Below are 23070 nucleotides of genomic sequence, written 5' to 3'. Positions count from 1 at the left end.
GCCTGCCAGTTCCTTGCGTTTCCCGCCTGCCGGTCCCTTGAAGAGTTTCTTGAAGACAGCGCAGCCCCGGGCTGGCCCGTGCCCCCGAACACCCTCTTCCTCGCATCCAACCACGGACCGTTGGACGGGCGCTCATTACCCATGGGTTACCCAGCCTGGGGCAGGGTAAGGCTGCCCCGCAACAGGACCCTGGCCAGCGACTCCACGACCTCGGGCTGATAGTCGCGGGCGGTGGCCAGGCGCAGCTTCTCCAGGGCGGTGAGGGGCCCGCCCGGGCCTGCTTCCCTGGCCATCTCCTCGTAAGCGTTGACGGCCCGCACGATCCGTGCCGTGACCGGCTGCTCCCGGTACGGATCGGCCTGCCGCTCCACGACCACGGCGACCTCGGCGTCCACGCCGGTCTGGCGTACGACGGCGCCGCCGAGGAGGGCGATGCGCCGCTGCTCGTCGGCGGAGAGCGTGGAGGTGGCTCCGGCGGGCACCGGGTCGACGAGGCTGAGCTGTCCGATGTCGTGCATGAGGGCCGCGTACTCCAGGATGGTCAGATCGGGCTCGGACAGCCCCAGCTCACGGCCGACGGCCCGGCTGAGCGCGGCGACCCGCCGGGCGTGCCCGGCGGGGGTGTACCCGGCGATCTCGGTCGCCCGCGCGAGTGAGGCGATCGTCTGCCGATAGGTGACGCGCACAGCGGCGAACCGCCGGACGGAGAGCTGGGTGAGCAGCAGGGGCAGCGAGAACACGGGCAGCGCCCACAGCCCGACGACCGCCACCGCGAGCGACATCACGGCCCCGGTCGCGCAGACCGCCGACCCGATGCCGAGCGTGGCCCGCAGCTCGTCCCGCAGCAGCGGTCCGAAGGGCCAGCGGGTCCGGGCGTGCGCCATCGCCGCCGCGAGCACGGCGTCGCACAGCGCCGTGAGCACCAGCAGGGAGACCAGCAGCAGGGCGTAGGAGGGACCGCTCCAGCCCGTCAACCTTCCCTGGTTGTAGAGGGGTTGGAAGCAGACGGCGGCGAAGGCGACGGTGAGGACGCGCCGGGTGAGGTGGTCGGCGGTGGGCCCGCGACCGCGGGCGACGTGCGGTACGCAACCGATGAGGGCCGCGGCCACGACGACCGCGACTATCTCGAGGACGCCGTGGTCGGTGTGGTGTCCGGCGTTCTCGCCGAGCAGCGCGTACGCGAGGGCTCCGGCGGCGGCGAGGGGCGCCGCCTCCCGCTCCTCGGCCCCGCTCCAGCGGGTCAGCTCCCCCACGGCGATGAGGATCCCGAAGGCGAGCGCGACTCCTCGTTCCTCGAGACCGTGCCAGAAGACGACGGCCAGCGAGACGACCGCGAGGAGCAGGGCGACCGCGTGAACGAGGGTGAGGGTGACCGGGGCTCGCCCGACGATCCCGTACCCGGGAATCTCCACCCCGACGGCACTCATGACCGCCCCCGCCCGACGACGCCGCTCGACGGCGGGTCGCCACCCGCCGGGTCCCGGTCCGTGCGGCGCCCGCTGGCGCCCGTCGGGGTCGGGTCCTTGTCTGTCGGGTTCGCTTCTGTCCGACTGGAAACGGGCGGAGTGAGCGGGTAGACCCCCGCGGTCACCGCAGGATGCCACCCGTGTCGGTCCAGCGCTCGCACCAGGGCCCGTACCATCCCGGGATCGAACTGCGCCCCCGCACACCGTTCCAGTTCCTCCAGCGCCACCGGCACCGGCCGGGCCCGCCGGTAGGACCGGGTCGACGTCATCGCGTCGAACGCGTCGGCGACGGCCACCACGCGTGCGAACTCCGGGATCTGGCGCCCCACCAGCCCGTACGGGTATCCGCTCCCGTCGATCCGCTCATGGTGGTGCAGGATCGCCGAGCGCGCCTCCCCGAGGAAGCCGATGCCGCGCACCATCTCGTGCCCGTACTCGGGATGCAGCTCGATGATCCGCCGTTCCTCCGGCGTCAGCGGCCCGTCCTTGCGCAGGAGCCGGGTGGGCACGCCCAGTTTCCCCACGTCGTGCAGGATCCCGGCGAACCGCAGTACTTCGACGCGCTCGTCGTCCATGCCCAGCTCACGGGCGATCATCATGGACGCCTGCCCGACCCGCTCACTGTGCCCGCGCGTGTATCCGTCCTTGATGTCGACGGCCTGCACGAGGGCCCGGATGGTGGCCTGGTGGGCGGCCCGCTCCCGGTGGTACTGGGCGAACGCCCAGCAGGACACGTACATCGGCAGCAGGACGAGCAGCGCGGCGACAGGACCGTACGGGCTGCGCCACAGCACCGCCATCATCAGCCCGGCGAGCCCGTGCACGGCGACGGAGGCGAGGGAGCGCGAGAAGAGCCCGCGCCAGGCGCCCCGCACGGGCACCCGCTCGGCGAGCGCCAGGATCCCGCCGTCGAGGGCGGTCAGCACCACGCAGAAGGTGAGCACCGCGGCCCCGGCGGGCACGAGCGCGTACGGGAAGTGGGGCAGGGCGACCGCGTCCCGGCCGCCCAGCGCCCAGTGCACCCGGGACGCCGCCCAGACCGCGACGGCGAGCTGGGCCGCGCGCCAGACCCGGCGCAGCCACCGCGGCCGCTGTTCCACACGGGCGAGCAGCGCGCCCGGCAGCGCCACGAGCGCGGCGGCCGACGGCGGTAGCAGAAAGGCCCCGGCGAGCAGCACGGGCAGGAAGGTGCCCAGCCCTCTGGGCGCGCCCCGCTCGGCGACGCGGGCGGCGGCACCCTTGGGGCCCTGCGGGAAGGGGATGCGCTCGCAGCCGGCGTACAGCGCGGCCAGCAGGGCGACGATCCACCAGGGTGCGTGAACGGCGGGCAGCGGAGCCAGGCAGGCCAGGGCTGCGGCGACGACACAGACGACGTAGAAACGGGCCCACGTCGGAATCGACCCCATCGCCTTGTTCCCTCCCCCGGACGTCCCCTGCCCCGGTCAGGCTCCGGAGCCTAGGACGATGGGAACGGTACGGGGGCGGCAATAGCCGAATCCGCGGGCTCGGAGCCCGCGGATTAGCACGTTCGGGTGATAACCGGACGATCTCCCCGGGGAGTTCAGGACTCCTGGGGTGTCGCGGTGACGTCGTGCTCGGGCACGGTCTGACCGGACCGGATCAGGTCGATGCGGCCCATGACCTTGGCGCGCAGATCGGTCGGCACGTCGTCCTGGCCGCAGCACCGCTTGACCAGCTTCTTCACGGCCTGCTCGAGTCCGTACTTCTCGAGACACGGGGAGCACTCCTCGAAGTGCACCTCGAACTTGGTGCAGTCCGAGTCCGGCATCTCATGGTCGAGGAACTCGTACAGGTGATCGAGTACCTCACTGCAATCCGTCTCGTGCGGCTCTCCGCAGCTCATGAGCCCGAGCCTTTCGCTTCGTTCGACTCTCCGGCGCCGGCCGGGACCAGCCCGCGGTCACGGGCGTAGTCCTCGAGCATGCCGCGCAGTTGGCGACGGCCCCGGTGCAGCCGGGACATCACCGTACCGATGGGTGTCCCCATGATGTCCGCGATCTCCTTGTACGCAAAGCCTTCTACATCAGCGAGATAGACCGCGATGCGGAATTCCTCGGGGATCGCCTGCAGCGCAGCCTTGACGTCCGAGTCGGGCAGGTGGTCGAGCGCCTGCGACTCCGCGGAGCGCAGACCGGTCGACATGTGCGACTCGGCACGCGCGAGCTGCCAGTCCTCGATCTCCTCGGCCGCACTGCGCTGGGGTTCGCGCTGCTTCTTGCGGTACGAGTTGATGAAGGTGTTGGTGAGAATGCGATACAGCCAAGCCTTGAGGTTGGTGCCCTCGCGGAACTGGTGGAAGGACGCGTACGCCTTCGCGTACGTCTCCTGCACCAGGTCCTCGGCGTCGGCCGGGTTGCGCGTCATGCGCAGGGCGGCCGAGTACATCTGGTCGAGGAATTCGAGCGCGTCCCGCTCGAAGCGCGCGGTGCGCTCGGCGGACGACTCCGTGCTCGTGCCCTGGCCCTCGGGCTGCTCCGCCTGGCCGTGATCGGTCCCTGCGTCGGTCCCAGTGACCGGACCCACCTCCTCCAGCGACGTGGCAGGACCGAAACCGGTCCCACTCGAATCGGAGGATAGACGAACATCCACACCCGCCGCCGCTCGAACGGGGGCGGTCTTCGCCGCGTGCAGCACCGTCCAGTCCAGCTCAGGGCTACTGCTGCGGTTCGGGCAGATGGTCGAACCCATGCGGCGGACTTCCTCTCGTTCGAACGGTTCAGCACGCTCCGTGCTGTCTGCTCGGCACAACAGTGGTCCGCCGCCCGACATTCCCGTGTGTCACCCGAGTGACGCGATCCACCTCACGACACCGTCGGTGATGATCTCCAGGGCCGCATCCTGGTCGATCGGTGCCCGTTTCGGCACGGCGAAGCCATGATCGCCGTACGGCACCTCGATCAGCTCATGCGAGCCCTTCGGGAACTCCGCGGGCCTCCCGAACGGGTCGTTGCCGCCCTGGACCACGAGGGTGGGCACCCCGGCGCCGAGGAGTTCGTCGGCGCGGGACCTCTCGGGCTTGCCGGGTGGGTGCAGCGGGAAACTGAGGGCGAGGACGGCGGTGGCGCCGAGTTCCGTCGCCGTACGGCAGGCGACGCGGGCTCCGGCGCTGCGCCCGCCCGCGACCACCGGCAGTCCGGGCTTCGCGACCGTGGGCCACAGGCCCCGCCATCCCACATCCAGGGTCTTCGGCGCGGGCGCCACCTTCTTCCCGGCCACCCGCCAGGGCTGCTCGACGAGCGCGACGCTCACTCCGTACCCGGGCAGCACCGCGGCCAGCGCCTGGAGATCGCGCGCCTCGATACCGCCGCCCGCGCCGTGACTCACGGCGAGCACGAGGCGTGGCTTCCCGGCCCGGTGCCAGGTGACGCGGGCGGTACCGGCGTCCGTCTCGATCGTGTCGATCGCTTCCATGATCTCCGTCACGTCAGGCTTGCAGGAGCTCCGTCATGTCGGACTTCCATGATCTCCGTCACGTCAGAAAAGTGTGCCCTCTTCGGGGCCCTCCAGCTGCTTCAGCAGCTCCGGCCCGTTGTTGCGGACATTGCTGACGGCCGTGGAGACGGGATAGGCGCGCATCAGCCCGGCGGGCGGCGGCGCGAGCAGCTCGCGCAGGCCGTCGACATCCGTACGGGCCGGGTCGAGCCAGGCGTCCCAGCGGTCCGGGGTGAGCATCAGGGGCATCCGCGGGTGGATGTCTGCGAGGGCGTACGGCCCCTCGGCGGGCGCGACCGCGAGCGGCGAGGTCTCCGCCTCGGTCGTGATCACCGAGCAGGTCACCCACCAGGCCCTGGGGTGGTCGTCGGGGAGCGTCCTGTCGCGCCAGAACTCGTACAGCCCGGCCATCGCGAAGACCGAGCCGTCCGCGGGGAGCACGAAGTACGGCTGCTTGCGCGGCCGCTTCTTCTTGCCCTCGACCTCGAGATCGCGCTCGGCGGACCCGGTGACCCACTCGTAGTAGCCGTCGGCGGGGATGACGCAGCGCCGGGCGGCGAAGGCACGGCGGTACGAGGGCTTCTCGTGCACGGTCTCGGCGCGGGCGTTGATCATCCGGGCGCCGCCCTCGGGCGTCTTGGCCCAGGACGGGACGAGCCCCCACTTGAGTCTGCGCAGCTGGCGAACCGGCTTCGGGCTCTGCGCGTCCTTAAGTGGGCGGTCGAGGACGGCATAGACCTCCTTGGTCGGAGCCACGTTGTAGTCGGGGTCCAAGGTCTCCTCGGGGTCCCACTTCTCGACCTCAAAGATTCCTGCGAGATCCTCGGGCCTACGACTCGCTGCATACCGTCCGCACATACGTGCCACACTGCCAGATTCCGCGACATCAGAGGGAGCCACCGCAGACAATGGACAGCACCGCATCCACCTCGCTGGCCTCCCTCTGGGACCAGGTCTCCGGCACCCAGCCGGACCCCGACCTGTGGGTGGTGATAGCCACCATGGTCGCCGCTCTCGCGGTGATCGTCCCGCACGGCGTCTGGCGTCTCTCCCGCAACGCCATCACCATCGCGCACGAGGGCGGCCACGGACTGGTGGCGCTGCTGACCGGGCGGAGCCTCAGTGGTATCCGGCTGCACTCCGACACCAGCGGTCTCACCGTCAGCCGCGGCAAGCCGACCGGCCTCGGCATGATCCTCACCGCGGCGGCCGGCTACACGGCTCCCCCGCTGCTCGGTCTCGGCGGCGCCGCGCTGCTGGGCGTGGGCCGCATCACTCTGCTCCTGTGGCTGGCCACGGCCCTGCTCGTCGCGATGCTGGTGATGATCCGCAACGCCTACGGTGCGCTCACGGTGGTCCTCACCGGCGGCACGTTCCTGGTGGTGTCCTGGCTCGCCGGACCCCAGGTGCAGGCGGCGTTCGCGTACGCCGTGGTGTGGTTCCTGCTGCTCGGAGGCGTCCGTCCGGCCTTCGAGCTCCAGGCCAAGCGCAGCCGGGGCGGCGCCGGCGACTCCGACCCCGACCAGCTCTCCCGCCTCACCCACGTCCCGGCGGGGCTGTGGCTGTTCCTGTTCCACGCGGTGTCCCTGTGCTCCCTGCTGGGCGGCGGCCGCTGGCTGCTGGGGCGTTGAGTGCCGGCTGCCGGTACGTCGAGTGCTGAGTGCTGGGACGTTGAGGCACCCCTGAGTCATTCGCTCACATTCCGTCACTTTTGATCAAGATCTACCCCCACCCCCACCCACTAAAGTGGGCGCATGACCGCGAACCCCGCCCACACCGCCCTCTGGCCCGCCCCGCACGCGAGCGGAGCCGTCGACGCGACGGTCCACGTGCCGGGGTCCAAGTCGGTCACCAACCGCGCCCTGGTCCTCGCCGCGCTCGCCTCGGAGCCGGGCTGGCTGCGCCGCCCGCTGCGCTCCCGCGACACGCTGCTGATGGCGGGCGCGCTGCGCGCGATGGGCGTCGGCATCGAGGAGACGGTGGCGTCCAGCTCCACGGTCGCCGCGGGCCCGGACGCCTCCGGCGAGGCCTGGCGGGTCATCCCCTCGGGTCTTCAGGGCCCGGCCACGGTCGACGTCGGCAACGCCGGCACCGTGATGCGCTTCCTGCCCCCGGTCGCCGCCCTCGCGGACGGCCCCATCCGCTTCGACGGCGACCCCCGGTCGTACGAGCGCCCGCTGAACGGGGTGATCGACGCGCTGCGGCTGCTCGGCGCCCGCATCGACGACGACGGCCGCGGCGCGCTGCCGCTGACCGTGCACGGCGGCGGCGCCCTGGACGGCGGCCCGGTGGAGATCGACGCGTCCTCGTCGTCCCAGTTCGTGAGCGCCCTCCTCCTGTCCGGCCATCGCTTCAACCAGGGCGTCGAGGTCCGGCACACCGGCTCGACGCTGCCCTCCATGCCGCACATCCGGATGACGGTCGACATGCTGCGCGCGGTCGGCGCGCAGGTGGACACCCCGGAGTCGGGCGGCGAGCCCAACGTCTGGCGGGTCACGCCCGGCGCGCTGCTCGGCCGCGACCTGATCATCGAGCCGGACCTGTCGAACGCCCAGCCGTTCCTGGCGGCGGCCCTGGTGACCGGCGGCACGGTCGTCGTCCCCGACTGGCCCGCGCACACCACCCAGCCCGGTGACCGGCTGCGGGAGATCTTCACCGAGATGGGCGGTTCCTGCGAACTGACCGACAGCGGTCTGGAGTTCACCGGTTCGGGTGCGATCCACGGCATCGACGTGGACCTGAGCGAGGTCGGCGAGCTGACCCCGGGCATCGCGGCGGTCGCGGCCCTCGCCGACTCCCCGTCCACCCTGCGGGGCGTGGCCCATCTGCGCCTGCACGAGACGGACCGGCTGGCCGCGCTCACCAAGGAGATCAACGAACTCGGCGGTGACGTCACCGAGACCGCCGACGGCCTGCACATCCGCCCGCGCCGACTGCACGGCGGCATCTTCCACACCTACGACGACCACCGCATGGCGACCGCCGGCGCGATCATCGGGCTGGTGGTGGAGGGGGTGCAGATCGAGAACGTGGCGACGACGGCGAAGACCCTGCCGGACTTCCCCGATCTGTGGACCGGAATGCTCGGGAACTGACGGGCGGACCGGGATCATGCGCCGCTACGGCAAGCACACCGACGAGGACGACATCCGCCAGCGCCCCAACCGCAAGGGCAACCGTCCGCGTACGAACATCCGCCCCAAGCACGAGGAGGCGGTCGAGGGCATGGTCGTCACCGTCGACCGGGGCCGCCTGACCTGCCTCGTCGAGGACCGCCTCGTGACGGCGATGAAGGCCCGCGAGCTGGGCCGAAAAGCCGCCGTCGTCGGCGACCGTGTCGCGATCGTCGGTGACCTGTCCGGCGAGAAGGACACCCTCGCCCGCATCGTCCGCATCGAGCCGCGCAGCTCGGTACTGCGCCGCACGGCCGACGACGACGACCCCTACGAGCGCGTGGTCGTCGCCAACGCCGACCAACTCGCCATCGTCACCGCCCTCGCCGACCCCGAGCCGCGCCCGCGCCTGATCGACCGCTGCCTGGTCGCGGCGTACGACGCCGGCCTGGAACCCCTGCTGGTGCTGACCAAGTCGGACCTCGCCCCGCCCGACGAACTCCTGGAGCTTTACGGGGCGTTGGGCGTCCCCTACGTCGTGACGAGCCGTGAGGAGCTGGAGAGCGGCGCGGCGGTGGACCGGGTGCGCAAGCAGCTTGACGGCAAGATCACGGCGTTCGTCGGGCACTCCGGCGTCGGCAAGACGACCCTGGTCAACGCGCTGGTCTCGCAGGAGCGGCGGCGCAGCACCGGCCGCGTGAACGCCGTCACGGGCCGGGGCCGGCACACCACGACCTCGGCGCGCGCGATCCCGCTGCCGGGCAGCGAGGGCTGGGTCATCGACACTCCGGGCGTCCGCTCCTTCGGCCTGCACCACGTCAACCCGTCCCGGGTCATCCACGCCTTCCCCGACCTCGAACCCGGAACCGAGGGCTGTCCGCGCGCGTGCAGCCACGACGAACCGGACTGCGCGCTGGACCAGTGGGTGGCGGACGGCCACGCGGACCCGCAGCGGCTCTACTCCCTGCGTCGGCTGCTGGCGACGCGCGAGCGCACGGAGGGTGACTGAGTCCCCTGAGCCCCCTTGTGACCTCCGCGTTGTTTGCGTGGGCGGCCCGTCGGTAAGTGCTTAGCCGGTCGGCAAATGCATAATCGCACCAAGCCGGACCCAGGCCAGGCGAAGCAGTCGACGTGCGGATACGGGAGGACGAGACATGGCGTGGCTGCTGGTCGTTGTGGCGGGACTGCTCGAAACCGGCTTCGCGGTCTGTCTGAAACTCTCGCACGGCTTCACCAGACTCTGGCCGACCATCGCCTTCTGCGTCTTCGCGCTCGGCAGCTTCGGTCTGCTCACCCTCGCTCTGCGCAAGCTCGACGTCGGCCCGGCGTACGCGGTATGGACCGGCATCGGCGCGGCGGGCACCGCCATCTACGGCATGGTCTTCCTCGGCGACCTGGTGTCGACGCTCAAGATCGTCTCCATCAGCTTCGTCATCATCGGCGTCATCGGCCTACAGCTCTCGGGCTCCGCCCACTGAAGCGCCCCGTCAGGGTCGCGGGGAAGTCTTCTCGGGGGCGCGGCGAAGTCTTTGGGGGGCGCGGGGGAGTCTCTTCGGGGGCGCGGGGAACTGCGCGACCAGCCACCCACACGCCGCACCCGCCCGCCCAGCTGCCGAGGCACCCCGGAAGGCGTCACCTCAACTGCCGTGGCAACGCACCGCGTACCAGCTCCGTCACCCCACCCTCCCCCGGCGGAGCCGCGACACACGACAACGACAACCGCACCACCAGCTCACACGCCCCGGTCAATTCCCCCACGTCCCCCCTCATCGCCCCGGGCCCGGACAACGCCGCGACGGCCCGGTCCCGTACGAGCGCCACGAAGTCCGCCGGCGAGGGCAACGGCCCGTCCGCCCTCCGCTGCGCGGGCACCGCGGACGACGACGGCACCGCCGAGAGCGTCGGCGACGGCAGCCGCTCACTCCAGCACCCGGTCAGCATGGCCCGTACGAGCGCGTTGCCCCGGGCCGCCGACGTGGTCCACTCGGCGGTCGCGACCAGCCGCTCGCGCGCGTCCGCGTGGGCGGCCAGCGCGCGCTCGACCCCGGCGAGATAGCCGTCGGCCTCGCGCCGTACGAGGGCGCGTGCGAGCCCCTCCTTGCTTCCGAACTCGTTGTACAGCGTCTGGCGGGACACACCGGCCACGGCGGCGACGTCGACCATCCGCACCGTGGACCACGGGCGGTGTGCGAGCGCCGTATAGGCGGCATCCAGAAGGGATTCCCGCGCTGCAGGCATCTTTCGCCTCCCTGGGGGCGAGCGGGCGGCACTGCAGCTCAGATTTGACGCGCACAGGGGCACTGTCAAGGGTTCGCGGCGGCGTTGAGGGGCGTACGCCGATCCCCGCACGCCGCGATGATCAACCGGGCCGTGCGGCTCGCGCCCCGAGGCGCCCCGAGCGCCCATGTCCGTGCGCGATGATCCCCCGGGCCGTATGGCTGTGGCCCGAGTGGGCCATATACGGTGCAGTCATGCCCGACTATCGCGATGACCTGCGCCTGGCCCATGTCCTGGCGGACGCCGCCGACGCGGCGACGATGGACCGGTTCAAGGCGCTCGACCTCAAGGTCGAGACCAAGCCGGACATGACGCCGGTGAGCGAGGCGGACAAGGCCGCCGAGGAGCTGATCCGCGGCCACCTCCAGCGGGCACGGCCGCGCGACGCGATCCTCGGCGAGGAGTACGGCATCGAGGGCACCGGCCCTCGCCGCTGGGTGATCGACCCGATCGACGGCACCAAGAACTACGTCCGCGGGGTGCCCGTCTGGGCCACGCTGATCTCCCTGATGGAAGCGGGCGAGGGCGGCTACCAGCCGGTGGTCGGGGTGGTCTCCGCGCCCGCGCTGGGCCGCCGCTGGTGGGCGGCGAAGGGGCACGGCGCGTTCACCGGCCGCAGCCTGTCCTCGGCCACGCGTCTGAAGGTCTCCCAGGTCTCGCGGATGTCCGACGCGTCCTTCGCGTACTCCTCGCTGTCCGGCTGGGAGGACCAGGGCCGCCTCGACGGCTTCCTTGACCTGACGAAGGCGGTCTGGCGCACGCGCGGGTACGGCGACTTCTGGCCGTACATGATGGTCGCGGAGGGTTCGGTGGACATCTGCGCGGAGCCCGAGCTGTCGCTGTGGGACATGGCGGCGAACGCGATCGTGGTGACCGAGGCGGGCGGATCCTTCACGGGCCTCGACGGCCGCCCGGGCCCGCACAGCGGCAACGCGGCCGCGTCGAACGGCATCCTCCATGACGAGCTGCTGGGCTATCTGAACCAGCGGTACTGAAGAGCCGGTGGCGCGCCCTTGTGACCCATGGGCGCCCCCGAAACTCACCGCACGCCCTCTTGTTGACCCTCCCTTTAACTGCGACTCTGAGAGTCCCCCCACTTGTGAACTTGTGAATCGCTTCTCTTGGCGCTTCACCAAGGAGGTGGCTCCAGCCCATGCTCGTCCGCGACGCCATGAGCACGGTGGTCCTGACCATCGGCCCGGCACACACTCTCCGTCAGGCGGCCTGCCTGATGTCCTCCCGCCGCGTAGGCGCGGCCGTCGTCCACGACGAGGACTCCTCCGGCCTCGGCATCCTCACCGAACGCGACATCCTCAACTCGATCGCCCTCGGACAGAACCCGGACACCGAGACCGCGGGCACCCACACCACGACCGACGTCGTCTTCGCCGCCCCCGTCTGGACCCTGGAGGAAGCCGCGGCGGCGATGGCACACGGCGGCTTCCGACACCTGATCGTGCTCGACGACAACGGCCCGGTCGGCATCGTCTCGGTCCGCGACATCATCCGCTGCTGGGCACCGAAGCGGCAGCGAGTACCCGCGTAGACGCCCGGGAACTGCCGGGCCCGCACATGCCGACGGGCCGGACCCCCCATCACTCAGAGGGATCCGGCCCACCGCCCACGACAAGCGATCCAGTACTGGTTGTCAGCCGCGCAGGGCCTGGACCGCGGCCTCCAGCCGCTTGCCGAAGTCTTCGTCAGCCTGACGGAAGTTGTTGATCGCGCGCTCGGCGATGTCGTCACGGGAGACCTTGGCGACGAAACCCGCCAGGTTCGCGATCAGCCGCCCCTGCTCGTCCTCCGACATCAGGCGGTACAGATTGCCCGCCTGCACGAAGTCGTCGTCCTCGGAGTGGGACGGCGCCTCGGTCTCACCGGTGTGGCCCGTCACCGCGATCGGCTGCCACAGCGGCCGGTCCGTCTGGAACGGACCGCCGAAGCTGTTCGGCTCGTAGTTCTTCGCGCCCTTGTGACGGCCGTCGTACAGGAAGCCGTCACGGGAGTTCGTGCGTGCCTCGGCGGCGTGCGGGCGGTTCACCGGCAGGTGGTCGGCGTTGATGCCGACGCGGTAGCGGTGCGCGTCGCCATAGGCGAAGAGCCGCCCCTGAAGCATCTTGTCGGGCGAAGGCCCGATACCCGGCACGAAGTGCGCCGGCGAGAAGATGGACTGCTCGACCTCGGCGAAGATGTTCTCCGGGTTGCGGTTGAGCTCCAGCCTGCCGATCTCGATCGGCGGGTAGTCCTCGTGCGGCCACACCTTGGTGAGGTCGAACGGGTTGAACCGGTAGGTCGCCGCGTCGGCCGCCGGCATGATCTGCACCTGCACGGTCCAGGACGGGAACTCACCGCGCTCGATGGCCTCGCGCAGGTCGCGCTGGTGGGAGTCGGGGTCCTCACCGGCGAGCTTGTCGGCCTCCGCCTGGGTGAGGTTCTTGATGCCCTGGTCGGTCTTGAAGTGGTACTTGACCCAGAAGACCTCTCCGGCCTCGTTGTTCCACTGGTACGTGTGCGAGCCGTACCCGTTGAGATGCCGGTAGGAGGCCGGGATCCCCCGGTCCCCGAAGAGCCAGGTCACCTGATGCGTGCTCTCGGGGCTCAGGCCCCAGAAATCCCACACATTGTCGGCCTCCTGCGAACCGGTGTACGGGTCGCGCTTCTGCGTGTGGATGAAGTCGGGGAACTTGATGGCGTCCTTGATGAAGAACACCGGGGTGTTGTTGCCGACGAGGTCGTAGTTGCCCTCTTCGGTGTAGAACTTCAGCGCGAAGCCGCGGGGGTCACGGACCGCGTCCGCGGAGCCGAGGTTGCCGGCCACGGTCGAGAACCGCAGAAAGGTCTCGGTCTGCTTGCCGACCTCGGAGAGGAACGTGGCACGGGTGTACCGGGTGACATCCGCGGTGACCGTGAAGGTGCCGTAGGCGGCGGCGCCCCGGGCGTGCACGACACGCTCCGGGATGCGCTCACGGTTGAAGTGGGCGAGCTTCTCGAGAAGCAGCTGGTCCTGAACGAGCACCGGGCCACCGACGCCCGCGGTCTCGCTGTTCTGGTTGTCGGCAACCGGCGCGCCGGCCTCCGTCGTAAGCGGTCCCTGCGTCACGTGCGCCTCCTGCGTCATTCCGGACCAGTCCTGCCCAGTCCCACCCAATGGCCAATGCCGAACCGATCCTATATTAGACAATATCCAAGTCAATCACTCGTCCAAATTCACACCCATTCAGGATCTGGTCACCTTGCTGTTAAGCTGGCCTGTATGAGTGACCTGTTGGAACGACTGCGCGGACGCGGATGGCGAATGACCGCGCAGCGGCGTGTCGTGGCCGAGGTCCTCGACGGCGATCACGTCCATCTGACGGCCGACGAGGTGCATGCCCGAGCCGTCGCCAAGCTGCCCGAGATCTCCCGGGCGACCGTCTACAACACGTTGGGTGAGCTGGTCTCGCTCGGCGAGGTGCTGGAAGTCGCGACGGACAAGCGCGCCAAGCGCTACGACCCGAACGCGCACCGTCCGCACCACCACCTGGTCTGCGCCCAGTGCGGCTCGATCCGCGACGTCCACCCGAGCGGCAACCCGCTCGCCGACCTCCCCGACTCGGAGCGCTTCGGCTTCACGGTGTCGGACGTAGAGGTGACATACCGGGGCCTGTGCCCCACCTGCGCATCAGCCTGACTCTCCCGAAGCCCCGGCCTCCACGGACGCCGGGGCTTTCCTTTGCCCCCCGCATCCCCGAAAACGCCGAAGGACCCAGATCTGAATGATCTGGGTCCTTCGCCTTCAAGTAGCGGGGACAGGATTTGAACCTGCGACCTCTGGGTTATGAGCCCAGCGAGCTACCGAGCTGCTCCACCCCGCGTCGATGAACTGAACATTACGTCAACCAGGTGGACCAGCGCAAATCCCGTACACGCCCCCCTACGACGCTCGAACGCACAGCCCCGCAGGAGTCCAGGACCGACCCGGCGGGGCGCAGGGGTCAGGCGCGCAGGGGTCAGGCGCGCAGCCCCTGGGATGGGTCGGGTAGGGGCGGCGGGGGCGAGAACAAGCCAAGGCCAGCCCCCACCCACCGCCCCACACTCACGCAGACAACTCCTGCCGCAACGCATCCCGCAACCGAGCCGCCCGCTCAGCCACCTCCGCGGGCCCCAGCGCAACCGCCCGATCAGCCCACCGCTGCCCCTCCGCCAACTCCCCCCGTCGCGCATACACGAGCGCGAGCCGAAGCGCCGCCCGCCCATGCCCCGCATCCGCCGCCCGGGTCCACCACAACGCGGCCTCCGGCTCACTCCCCTCCCGAGCCAACAGCAGCCCCAGGTTGAAGGCCCCGTTCCGAGACCCGGCCTCCGCGGCCGACCGGTACCACCGAGCCGCCTCCACCACATCGCCCCGAGCCGCGGCGAGCATCCCGACCCGCACCTGCGCCCGCCGATGCCCGAGAGAGGCAGCCCGCTCGTACCACTCCTCGCACTCACTCTTCTCCTGCGCCGGCTCCCCGAGCTCATGCGCGGGCGCCGGCGGCCGCCGAGCGTCGAGCACGGCGGCCAGCCGATACGCGGCCTCCGCGCTACCGCCCCCCGCCGCACACCTCAGATGCCGCTCCGCCTCCAGCTCGTCCCCGTCCCGCAGCCGCGCGATCCCGACCTGCAGCGCCGCCTCGGTGTGCCCGGCGGAAGCCGCCCGCTCGTACCACCGCAGCGCCGCCTCCTCGTCGTCCTCGCTCCCCCGCCCGGCATGCAGGATCCCGAGGTTGAACGCGGCGTCCACACTCCCGGCCTCCGCGGCCTTGGAGAACCACGGCTCGGCCCCGGCCGAGTCACCGACCTGAAGCAACAGGATCGCCAGCGCGTTCGCGGCCTCACGGTGCCCCGCGTACGCGGCCCGCCGATACCACTGCTCGGCCTGCGCGGTCCTCCCCTGCTCGGCGCAGAGCAGCCCGAGGTTGTACGCGCCGTTCACATCACCGGCGTCCATGGCGGCCCGGTACCACCGCTCCGCGGTCTGCGTCTCGCCACGCTCGGCGTGCAGCGCCCCCAGCGCGTTCGCGGCGTTCCCGTCCCCGTCCTGCGCGGCCCGCAGCCACCACACGGCCGCGCTCTCCGTGTCCCCCGCGTCCCGCAGCAGGAACCCGAGCGCGCAGGCGGCCCGGGCCTCTCCGTCCTTGGCGGACGTCAGATACCAGCGCCCGGCCTCCTTGAGGTGCCCCCGCTTCTCCAGGATCGCCCCGAGGTGCAGCGCGGCCCGCCGGTGCCCCCGCGCGGCGGCCTGCCGGTACCACTGCTCGGCCTCTTCACCGGCGGCTCCTATGACCCCGATGACACCGTTGTCGCCCCTGCCCTCGCCCGCGTCCGCGGCCTTGCGGTCGAGCGTGCGCGCGAGCCGGTACGCGGCCTCACGGTGCCCCCGCTCGGCGGCTGCCCGCATCCACTGCTCCGCGCCGACGTCACTGCGGTGCTCCAGCAGATCGGCGAGCGCGTACGCCCCGAGGGCATGCCCCTGCTCGGCGGACTGGCGCAGCCAGTACTCGGCGGCAGGCTCGTCTCCCCGCTCCCGGTGATAGCGCCCGAGCGCGTGCGCGGCGGCCGCGGACCCGGCTACGGCGGCGATCCGCCACCACCCGGCGGCGTCGTCGGCGTACCCGCGCTGATGCAGGAGGACACCAAGGTTGTTGGCGGCGGCGCGGTCACCGGCGGCGGTGGCAGCGCGCAACTGAGGCTCGGCTCCGTCGAGATCACCGCGGCGCAGCAACATCGCTCCGAGGACACTCATCGCCTCGACGTCGCCGGCCTCGGCGGCGAGCCGCTGACGTGCTTCCTCGGCAGCCTCGCCGGTTTCGTCCCGGTCTGAAGGCTGCACAAAACGCCCTGTCTCCAACAGAGTTGCCTTGTCCCCCATAACGTCCATCGTCGCACCACCTGCAACCTGGGTACACCTGGTATACCGCAGTCAGTGAGGTCACTTCAGCGTTTTGTCGACATGCCCACAGAGAGACAAGTCAAACACAGTTTTCTCAACTCCCCACAGATGGCGCAGTCTTCGGCGCGTCGCCCATGGTCGCCGCCCGCACCCCGCGCACGCGTCCTACTCAGGTCGCCATACGGATGCAGTACACGTGTGCGCACACAGCGAAGGCCCGGATCCTGAGAGGATCCGGGCCTTCGCTTTTCAGTAGCGGGGACAGGATTTGAACCTGCGACCTCTGGGTTATGAGCCCAGCGAGCTACCGAGCTGCTCCACCCCGCGCCGTTGTGTTGCAACCGTACCACGGCGCGGAGGTGGCCTCTGACCAGCGGCTGATCCAAGAACCGGACCAGCCGTCGGCCGACCCGACGGGCAGGCCGACGGGCCCGCCCTAGCCCGTACCGCCGCTGGGACTACTGCTGCCGCTGGGGCTCGGACTGCTGCTGCCGCTCGGGCTCGGACTACTGCTCGGACCGCTGCCCTTGTCGTTGCTCTTGCTGCCGCCGCTGCCACCGGTGGCGCTCTTGTCGGCCTTGGTCTGAGCGTCCTCGGCCCGCTTAAGAGCGTCCTGAAGATCCTTCTGCGCCTGCCCGTACGCCGTCCAGTCGCCCTTCTTGAGGGCGTCCTGGCCCTGGTCGAAGGCCTTCTGGGCGTCGGTGAGCGCCTGCTGGACCGTCGGGTTGCTCGACGTCGGCGGTGGCGTGGTCCCCGTGTCCGTCGGTGGACTGGTCGTACTCTCCGTCCCGAAGATCTTGTTGAGCGCCTGGTCGAGCGTGTCCTCGAAGGCGGTGTTGCCTCCGTAGGTCACCAACACCTTGCGCAACAGGGGGTACTTGAGGTCGCCACCGCGTACGTAGACGGGCTCCACGTAGAGCAGTCCTCCGTCGAGCGGAACCGTCAGCAGATTGCCGTACTCGACTTCCGAGTCCCCACCCTTCAGAAGTCTGATCGACTCGGCGATGTCCTGTTGGGAGTTGAACTGGCTCTGGACCTGTTTGGGCCCGTCGACGGGTTCACTGGTCGGCAGTTTCAGGATTCTGATCTTGCCGTAGTCACTGGTGCCCGCCTCGGAGTCGACCGACATGAAGGCGCTCAGGTTGTCCCGGCCGTTCGGAGTGAACGTCGTCGTCAGCGAGAACGTCTGCGCCTTCTGGTCGGGCATCTGCATGCTCAGGTAGTACGGCGGCACCGCGTTGCCCGACTTGTTGGTCGGGTCGTCCGGGACCTGCCACACCTCGCTGCCGCTGAGGAACGTCTGCGCGTCCTTCACGTGGTAGCGGGTGAGCAGCTCGCGCTGGACCTTGAACAGGTCCTGCGGGTACCGCAGATGGTCCATGAGCGACTGCGAGATGGACGTCTTCGGCTTCACCGTGTTCGGGAACGCCTTCATCCAGGTCTTGAGGACCGGGTCCTTGGTGTCCCACTGGTAGAGCTTGACCTCGCCGGTGTACGCGTCGACGGTCGCCTTCACCGAGTTGCGGATGTAGTTGACCTGGTTCTGCTGGGCCACCACCGCGCGCTGGTTGTTGGTCGCGGTGAGTGAGTCCGCCGTCGTGTCACCGAGGGTGGTGCGGGAGGCGTACGGGTAGCCGTTGGTCGTGGTGTAGGCGTCGACGATCCACTGGATCTTGCCGTCGACCACGGCCGGGTAGGCGTCGCCGTCGATGGTCAGCCAGGGGGCCACCGCCTCGACACGGTCCTTGGGGGTGCGGTTGTAGAGGATCCGGGAACCCTCGCCGATCGCGCCCGAGTAGAGGATCTGCGGCTCGCCGAACGCCACGGCGTACGCGGCACGGTTGACCGGGCTGGAGAGGCTGACCCCGCTCTCGCCCTTGTAGCTGGTGGTCTTCTCACCGCTGTCGTCGGAGTAGTCGATCTCCTTCTGGGGGCCGCCGACGATCGAGTACTGCGTGGTCTTCTCGCCGTAGTAGACCCGCTGCTCGTACGTCCCCAGGTCGCCCTTGGACGGCAGGTCGGACTCGGTGAAGACGGGCCGGCCACCGGAGGTCGCCGTGGTGCCCTTGGCGGCCACCACGCCGTATCCGTGCGTGTAGCGGAAGTGGTCGTTGATCCAGTTGTTCTTCGGAATGCCGTTCAGGTTCAGCTCGCGCAGTCCGATGACCGTGTCCTGGTCCTTGCCGTCCTTGCTGTACCGGTCGACGTCCAGGTTGGTCGGGAACGCGTAGTAGTTCTTCATCTGCTGCAACTGCTGGAACGTCGGCGAGACGATGTTCGGGTCCAGCAGACGGATGCTCGCCGTGGTGTCGGCGTCGTCGCGCTGCTTGGTCTTGTCCTTGGTGTCGCTCTTGCCCGCGTACTCCGAGACCTGGGTGCCGTCGATGCCGTAGGCCTCGCGGGTCGCCTTCAGGTTCTTCTCGACGTACGGCGCTTCCTTGGCCTGCTCGTTCGGCTGGACCTGGAACTTCTGCACGATCGCCGGGTAGAGACCGCCGATGAGGATCGCCGACAGGACCATCAGGCCGAAGCCGATGACGGGCAGCTGCCAGGTGCGCCGCCACAGGGTGGCGAAGAACAGCAGCGCGCAGATGACGGCGATGCAGAACAGGATCGTCTTGGCGGGCAGATACGCGTTGGCGTCGACGTACCTGAGACCCGTCCAGTTGCCGGTCGCCTTGAAGTCGCTGGACTTCACGGCGAGTCCGTAGCGGTCGAGCCAGTAGGCGACCGCCTTCAGGGCGACGAAGATGCCCAGCAGCACCGACAGATGCCCGGTCGCCGCGGCCGTGGCGCGCGCGCCCGGGGAGGTGATCCTGAGCCCTCCGTAGAGGTAGTGCGTGAGCGCGGCGGCGATCAGCGAGAGCACGGCGGCGGCGAAGCCGAAGCCGAGCAGGAAGCGGTACCAGGGCAGATCGAAGGCATAGAAGGAGACGTCGAGGTGGAACTGGGGGTCCTTCTGGTGGAAGGGGACCCCGTTCACCCACATCAGCCACGTGCGCCACTGGCCCGACGCCGACGCGCCGGCGATCAGCCCCACCAGGGAGGTGATGCCGAGCAGCAGCCACCTCTTGTAGGGCGCGATCCCCATCCGGTACCGGTCGAGGCTCTGCTGCTCCATCGACATCGCGCTCAGCGGCGGTCGCAGCCGGTGTGCCAGCCAGATGTTCACGCCGACCGAGGCCGCCATGATCAGGCCGAACACGAAGAAGAGCCCGATCTTGGTCCACAGGGTGGTCGTGAAGACGGACGAGTAGTGAACCGACCGGTACCAGAGCCAGTCCGTCCAGAACCCCGCGAACATGACGAACGCCATGGCCAGCACGGCCAGCACGCCCAGTGTCATGAGCAGGGTCCGGACACGCCGGGACGGTCGGCCCACTCTGATCCGTGGCCCCGTCGGGCCTCCGCCGCGGTCCGGCATCTGGAAAGCCAAGGTGCGCACCTCGAAGTTCGCTGTTGATCCGTCAGGTCCCCGTGAAGCGGACCATCCGTCAGGCTCCGTGATCGTGGAGCCTCATCTATGCAACTTACTCACGCTTTACTCGGTTCCCGGATCCGGGTACGAACGAGGCAGGATTGTGACCATGTCCAACACTCCCATGGCAGCGAGCCCGCTCACCCGGGCCGTACTCGAGATCGACGAGTACGCATCCGGCCTCGGCTGGGACCAGCCCGCTCGCCTCTTCGCCCTCGTAGACACCGCGCGACTGCGGACCCAGGAGCCCGGCCTCGCGGCCCAGCTCGGCCTGCAGGACGAGCCCGAGACCACCGGTCTCACCCCCATCGAGCAGGACGAGATCCCTGCCGACAAGCCGCTGGACGAGTTCCTCGGCACCATCGCCTGGCCCGACGCCGTGGTCGGCTGTGCACTCACCGTGGAGCGGCTGATGCTGCCGCCGTCCGCGGAGGCCTCCGTCCCGGAGGGCCTGAGCGACAAGAAGCTCGCGAAGTGGGTCGCCGAGCACCCGGACCGCCAGGAGGTCCGGATGACGGTCGGCGTCCTGCGCGACGGCACCCGCGACTCGGCACTGCGTCTGCGCGAGAAGGACGCGCCGACCGAGGTCCTCACGGGCGCGGGCCTGGTGCCGGGTCTGGCGGAGGCGTTGTCTGCGACGTTCGCGGACTGACGTCCTGGTGTACGTGGATGGGGGCGCACCCGGACTTCCGGGGGCGCCCCCATCACGCCGTACGGCCCGTGTGTGCCGCCGCCGGTCGGTCCCTCAGCCCTTGGTGGTGCACTTCGGCAGGTCGGCGGTCTTGCCGGAGCTGATGTCCTTCAGGGCGTTCATCGCGTCGTCGATGGTGTTGACCTTGACAAGAGTGAGCCCGTCGGGGGTGTCCTTGGCGGCGGCCGCGCAGTTGTCCTTGGGCGTCAGGAAGTACTGGGCGCCCTTCTCGCGCGCTCCGATCGTCTTCAGCTCGATGCCGCCGATCGGACCGACGGTTCCGCTGTCGTCGATGGTGCCGGTGCCGGCCACGAACTTGCCGCCGGTGAGGTCGCCCGGGGTCAGCTTGTCCACGATGCCCAGCGCGAACATCAGCCCGGCGCTCGGACCACCGACGTCGGCGAGCTTGATGTCGATGCTGAACGGGAACGTGTGATCGGTCCCGGCCGAGATGCCGACGATGGCGCGGGACGCGCCGCTGTCGCTGGACTTCGCCGTGGTGATGGTCACGTCCGTGGTCGCGGTGGCCGTCTTGCCCGCCTTCTCGGCGGCGGCCTGCTCCTTGGCGGGCACCACCGTGAAGACGACCTTCTCACCGGGCTTGTGCTTGGTGACCAGCTTGGCGACGTCGCCGGGCGCCTTGACGGCCGTACCGTCGACACTCTTGATCACGTCACCGGCGTGCAGCCGCCCCTCGGCCGGGGAGCCCTTGACGACGGTCGACACGATCACCCAGGACTTCACCGGGACGCCCAGCTCCTTCAGAGCGGCCACCTTGGCGCTCTCCTGGGACTGGCTGAACTCCTCGGCGTTCTCCTGCGTCGACTGCTGCTCGGTCTTGCCGTCCGGGTAGAGCGTGTCGTGCGGCACGACCTCGTTGTCATGCGCGAGCCACCCGTAAACGGCCTCTACAAGGTTCATGTTGTAGTCGGCGCTGGTGACCCGGACCGTGGTCATGTTCAGGTGACCGGTGGCCGGGTACGTCTTGCGCCCGGAGATCTGCAGCACCGGCTCGCCGTCGTGCTCGCCCAGCGTGTTCACCGTCGGCCCCGGTGACATCTCCGAGTACGGCACTTTGATGAACACTCCCGCGCACAGGAGCGCGATCAGGATCAGGGTGGAGGCGAGCATCGTCGCGGTGCGGCGTGGCATGCCACGACAGTACGGGACGGTGCTGTCAGCGCACCGTCGGGGCCGTCCGTACGGGGCCAGGGCGGCGCTGGCGGAGCCCCGGCCTCAGACCGCGTCGGATTGCGGCTTCTCCCCGCCACCGGGCCGCACCATGACGGCCTCGGAGCGCTCCATGGCCGCGCGGAAGCGCGCGTACCCCTCGAGCTCGACGCCGTCTCCCGCCGTCTTGCGGTTCCGGCTGGCCCAACTGCCCCACAGTCCGGCACCGATCGCAGCCAAAAGCGGAATTAGCAACCAGGCGAGCGACGCCATGCCGACCTCCCAACCCCACAAGCGACCGCAACTGACTGATCAGCAGATTAACCATCTGCCTTGTTAACGCTCATACCAGGGGGTCGGTTACGCAACCGGAGCAAGGGTGAGAACTCGGTGAGGCCGGACTCACACGTCCGGCCGACTCTCTCAACAGGCTCCGACCCACTCCTCCGTGCCGTCGGAGAACTTCTGGTGCTTCCAGATGGGGACCTCGTGCTTGAGGTCGTCGATCAGCTTGCGACACGCCTCGAAGGCCTCACCGCGGTGCGGACACGACACGGCGACGATCACCGCGAGATCACCGACGGCCAGGTCACCGACCCGGTGCACGGCGGCCAGCGCCCGCACCGGATACTCGGCGACCACCTTCTCGGCGATCCGCCGCATCTCGGCCTCCGCGCTGGGATGACACGAATACCCGAGCCCCTCGACGTCGGCACCCCCGTCGTGATTGCGCACGGTCCCCACGAAGAGCGCGGTCCCCCCGGCGGCGTCGTCTCCGACGGCCCGGAAGACCTCGTCCAAGGAGAGCGGCTCGTCCCGAATCGCCAACAGCCGAATCGGATCCTGCGCGCCCAACTCACCCGGATGCTCAAAGGTAGCTGCCATAGCCCCATCGTGCCGCACCCCACAGCACCCACGAAATACGCCTTTCACCCCGCACACGCGCGTGACCTTTTGGAGCCTCCTACAGAGACCAAGCCGACACCCCACCCACCCCGCCTCTCCCGTCCGGCATCTGGGGACGAGGCCATTCAGTCCGCTACTGGGGGGTGGGGGCGCAGCCCCGAGGTTCAGTCCGCTACTGGAGGGTGGGGGCGGAGCCCCGAGGTTCAGTCCGCTACCGGGGGGCGGGGGCACGGACCCGCGGATCAATCCGCTACCGGGGGGCGGGGGCACGGACCCGCCGAGGCGCAGGGGTGCAACCCCGCCAGGGGTTCAGGGGCAGAGTCCCGCCGGAGTCCAGTGACGCAGCCCCGCCGGGAGGCCAGGCGCAGAGCCCCGCCAGGGGCCCGGGGCCACAGCCCCACCGGGTGCAGGGGCGCAGCCCCGCCAGGGGTCCAGAGGCGCACCTCCGCCGGAGTCCAGGAGCTCAGCCCCGCCCAGGGGCACGGGCGCAGCCCGCCGGGGTGCAGGAGCGCAGCCCCGCCAGGGGTCCAGAGGCGCACCTCCGCCGGAGTCCAGGAGCTCAGCCCCGCCCGGGTGCAGGGGCGCAGCCCGCCGGGGTTCAGGGG

21 protein-coding genes and 2 tRNA genes are annotated in these 23070 nt (G+C 69.9%); 8 read left to right on the top strand and 15 right to left on the bottom strand.

Translation table 11 applies throughout. The features are described from left to right. Nucleotides 1–146: 146 nt before the first annotated feature. The 6 genes from ACFVWD_RS47700 to ACFVWD_RS47675 all read right to left on the bottom strand — a co-directional run bounded on the left by ACFVWD_RS47700 (nucleotide 147) and on the right by ACFVWD_RS47675 (nucleotide 5777). Nucleotides 147–1427: an HD-GYP domain-containing protein gene (locus tag ACFVWD_RS47700; RefSeq protein WP_389604608.1), complete on the bottom strand. Its 1281-nt coding sequence runs from the start codon at nucleotides 1425–1427 to the stop codon at nucleotides 147–149. After that, entirely contained in the window at nucleotides 1424–2872 is a 1449-nt protein-coding gene (locus ACFVWD_RS47695; RefSeq protein ID WP_389604606.1) for an HD-GYP domain-containing protein, read from the bottom strand. Before ACFVWD_RS47695 ends, ACFVWD_RS47700 begins: the two co-directional genes overlap by 4 nt. 155 nt (nucleotides 2873–3027) lie before the next feature. Then, the gene (rsrA, locus tag ACFVWD_RS47690; protein WP_054228151.1) at nucleotides 3028–3330 is read right to left on the bottom strand and encodes a mycothiol system anti-sigma-R factor; all 303 of its coding nucleotides are present in this window, start codon (nucleotides 3328–3330) and stop codon (nucleotides 3028–3030) included. Beyond that, nucleotides 3327–4010 carry an RNA polymerase sigma factor SigR gene (sigR, locus tag ACFVWD_RS47685; RefSeq protein ID WP_054228152.1) on the bottom strand — a complete coding sequence of 228 codons (684 nt, stop codon included), beginning with the start codon at nucleotides 4008–4010 and terminating at the stop codon, nucleotides 3327–3329. Before sigR ends, rsrA begins: the two co-directional genes overlap by 4 nt. 255 nt (nucleotides 4011–4265) lie before the next feature. Then, the gene (locus tag ACFVWD_RS47680; RefSeq protein ID WP_389604605.1) at nucleotides 4266–4898 is read right to left on the bottom strand and encodes an alpha/beta family hydrolase; all 633 of its coding nucleotides are present in this window, start codon (nucleotides 4896–4898) and stop codon (nucleotides 4266–4268) included. 63 nt (nucleotides 4899–4961) lie between these two features. Further along, on the bottom strand, nucleotides 4962–5777 hold the full coding sequence (locus tag ACFVWD_RS47675) for an SOS response-associated peptidase (protein WP_389604603.1): 816 nt from the start codon (nucleotides 5775–5777) through the stop codon (nucleotides 4962–4964). A gap of 50 nt (nucleotides 5778–5827) precedes the next feature. Here ACFVWD_RS47675 and ACFVWD_RS47670 point away from each other — a divergent pair, with 50 nt between their 5' ends. From ACFVWD_RS47670 to ACFVWD_RS47655, 4 genes are all read left to right on the top strand, one after another. After that, on the top strand, nucleotides 5828–6550 hold the full coding sequence (locus ACFVWD_RS47670; protein ID WP_389604601.1) for a M50 family metallopeptidase: 723 nt from the start codon (nucleotides 5828–5830) through the stop codon (nucleotides 6548–6550). Nucleotides 6551–6673: 123 nt separating this feature from the next. After that, on the top strand, nucleotides 6674–8014 hold the full coding sequence (aroA, locus tag ACFVWD_RS47665; RefSeq protein ID WP_168495373.1) for a 3-phosphoshikimate 1-carboxyvinyltransferase: 1341 nt from the start codon (nucleotides 6674–6676) through the stop codon (nucleotides 8012–8014). 16 nt (nucleotides 8015–8030) lie between these two features. Further along, a complete protein-coding gene (gene rsgA / locus ACFVWD_RS47660) occupies nucleotides 8031–9041 on the top strand; it encodes a ribosome small subunit-dependent GTPase A (protein WP_389604599.1) in 1011 nt (336 codons plus the stop codon). A 145-nt stretch (nucleotides 9042–9186) separates the two neighbouring features. Beyond that, a complete protein-coding gene (locus tag ACFVWD_RS47655; protein ID WP_266431638.1) occupies nucleotides 9187–9510 on the top strand; it encodes a multidrug efflux SMR transporter in 324 nt (107 codons plus the stop codon). Nucleotides 9511–9664: 154 nt separating this feature from the next. Here ACFVWD_RS47655 and ACFVWD_RS47650 read toward each other — a convergent pair whose 3' ends face one another. Then, nucleotides 9665–10270, bottom strand: a complete 606-nt coding sequence (locus tag ACFVWD_RS47650) for a TetR/AcrR family transcriptional regulator (protein WP_385385630.1) — start codon at nucleotides 10268–10270, stop codon at nucleotides 9665–9667. A gap of 233 nt (nucleotides 10271–10503) precedes the next feature. Here ACFVWD_RS47650 and hisN point away from each other — a divergent pair, with 233 nt between their 5' ends. After that, nucleotides 10504–11304, top strand: a complete 801-nt coding sequence (gene hisN, locus ACFVWD_RS47645) for a histidinol-phosphatase (protein ID WP_389604597.1) — start codon at nucleotides 10504–10506, stop codon at nucleotides 11302–11304. 158 nt (nucleotides 11305–11462) lie between these two features. Then, nucleotides 11463–11855: a cyclic nucleotide-binding/CBS domain-containing protein gene (locus tag ACFVWD_RS47640; protein ID WP_067368643.1), complete on the top strand. Its 393-nt coding sequence runs from the start codon at nucleotides 11463–11465 to the stop codon at nucleotides 11853–11855. Nucleotides 11856–11957: 102 nt separating this feature from the next. On the opposite strand, the gene ACFVWD_RS47635 is transcribed toward ACFVWD_RS47640, so the two are convergent. After that, on the bottom strand, nucleotides 11958–13427 hold the full coding sequence (locus tag ACFVWD_RS47635) for a catalase (RefSeq protein ID WP_389604596.1): 1470 nt from the start codon (nucleotides 13425–13427) through the stop codon (nucleotides 11958–11960). A 135-nt stretch (nucleotides 13428–13562) separates the two neighbouring features. On the opposite strand from ACFVWD_RS47635, the gene ACFVWD_RS47630 reads away from it, so the two are divergent. Then, complete coding sequence (locus tag ACFVWD_RS47630; RefSeq protein ID WP_054228161.1) at nucleotides 13563–13979, top strand: Fur family transcriptional regulator; 417 nt, start codon at nucleotides 13563–13565, stop codon at nucleotides 13977–13979. A 110-nt stretch (nucleotides 13980–14089) separates the two neighbouring features. Here ACFVWD_RS47630 and ACFVWD_RS47625 read toward each other — a convergent pair. The 4 genes from ACFVWD_RS47625 to ACFVWD_RS47610 all read right to left on the bottom strand — a co-directional run bounded on the left by ACFVWD_RS47625 (nucleotide 14090) and on the right by ACFVWD_RS47610 (nucleotide 19644). After that, a tRNA-Met gene (locus tag ACFVWD_RS47625) sits at nucleotides 14090–14163 on the bottom strand. A gap of 221 nt (nucleotides 14164–14384) precedes the next feature. Then, complete coding sequence (locus ACFVWD_RS47620; protein ID WP_385388964.1) at nucleotides 14385–16208, bottom strand: sel1 repeat family protein; 1824 nt, start codon at nucleotides 16206–16208, stop codon at nucleotides 14385–14387. A 265-nt stretch (nucleotides 16209–16473) separates the two neighbouring features. Beyond that, nucleotides 16474–16547: transfer RNA gene (locus ACFVWD_RS47615), tRNA-Met, on the bottom strand. A 109-nt stretch (nucleotides 16548–16656) separates the two neighbouring features. Then, nucleotides 16657–19644: a UPF0182 family protein gene (locus ACFVWD_RS47610; protein ID WP_389604622.1), complete on the bottom strand. Its 2988-nt coding sequence runs from the start codon at nucleotides 19642–19644 to the stop codon at nucleotides 16657–16659. A 163-nt stretch (nucleotides 19645–19807) separates the two neighbouring features. Here ACFVWD_RS47610 and ACFVWD_RS47605 point away from each other — a divergent pair, with 163 nt between their 5' ends. Continuing rightward, entirely contained in the window at nucleotides 19808–20350 is a 543-nt protein-coding gene (locus ACFVWD_RS47605; protein WP_101400551.1) for a PPA1309 family protein, read from the top strand. A 93-nt stretch (nucleotides 20351–20443) separates the two neighbouring features. Here ACFVWD_RS47605 and ACFVWD_RS47600 read toward each other — a convergent pair whose 3' ends face one another. From ACFVWD_RS47600 to ACFVWD_RS47590, 3 genes are all read right to left on the bottom strand, one after another. Continuing rightward, a complete protein-coding gene (locus ACFVWD_RS47600) occupies nucleotides 20444–21541 on the bottom strand; it encodes a PDZ domain-containing protein (protein ID WP_389604594.1) in 1098 nt (365 codons plus the stop codon). Nucleotides 21542–21625: 84 nt separating this feature from the next. Then, nucleotides 21626–21832: a hypothetical protein gene (locus ACFVWD_RS47595; RefSeq protein WP_101400549.1), complete on the bottom strand. Its 207-nt coding sequence runs from the start codon at nucleotides 21830–21832 to the stop codon at nucleotides 21626–21628. Nucleotides 21833–21982: 150 nt separating this feature from the next. Then, a complete protein-coding gene (locus tag ACFVWD_RS47590; protein ID WP_168495359.1) occupies nucleotides 21983–22444 on the bottom strand; it encodes a molybdenum cofactor biosynthesis protein MoaE in 462 nt (153 codons plus the stop codon). Nucleotides 22445–23070: the final 626 nt, after the last annotated feature.

Origin of the sequence: Streptomyces sp. NPDC058086, from assembly GCF_042885015.1 — a bacterium.
In the GTDB taxonomy this organism is placed as follows: domain Bacteria; phylum Actinomycetota; class Actinomycetes; order Streptomycetales; family Streptomycetaceae; genus Streptomyces.
Note: the sequence above shows the minus strand (reverse complement) of the source record. Positions and strands in the feature narration are given on the sequence as shown.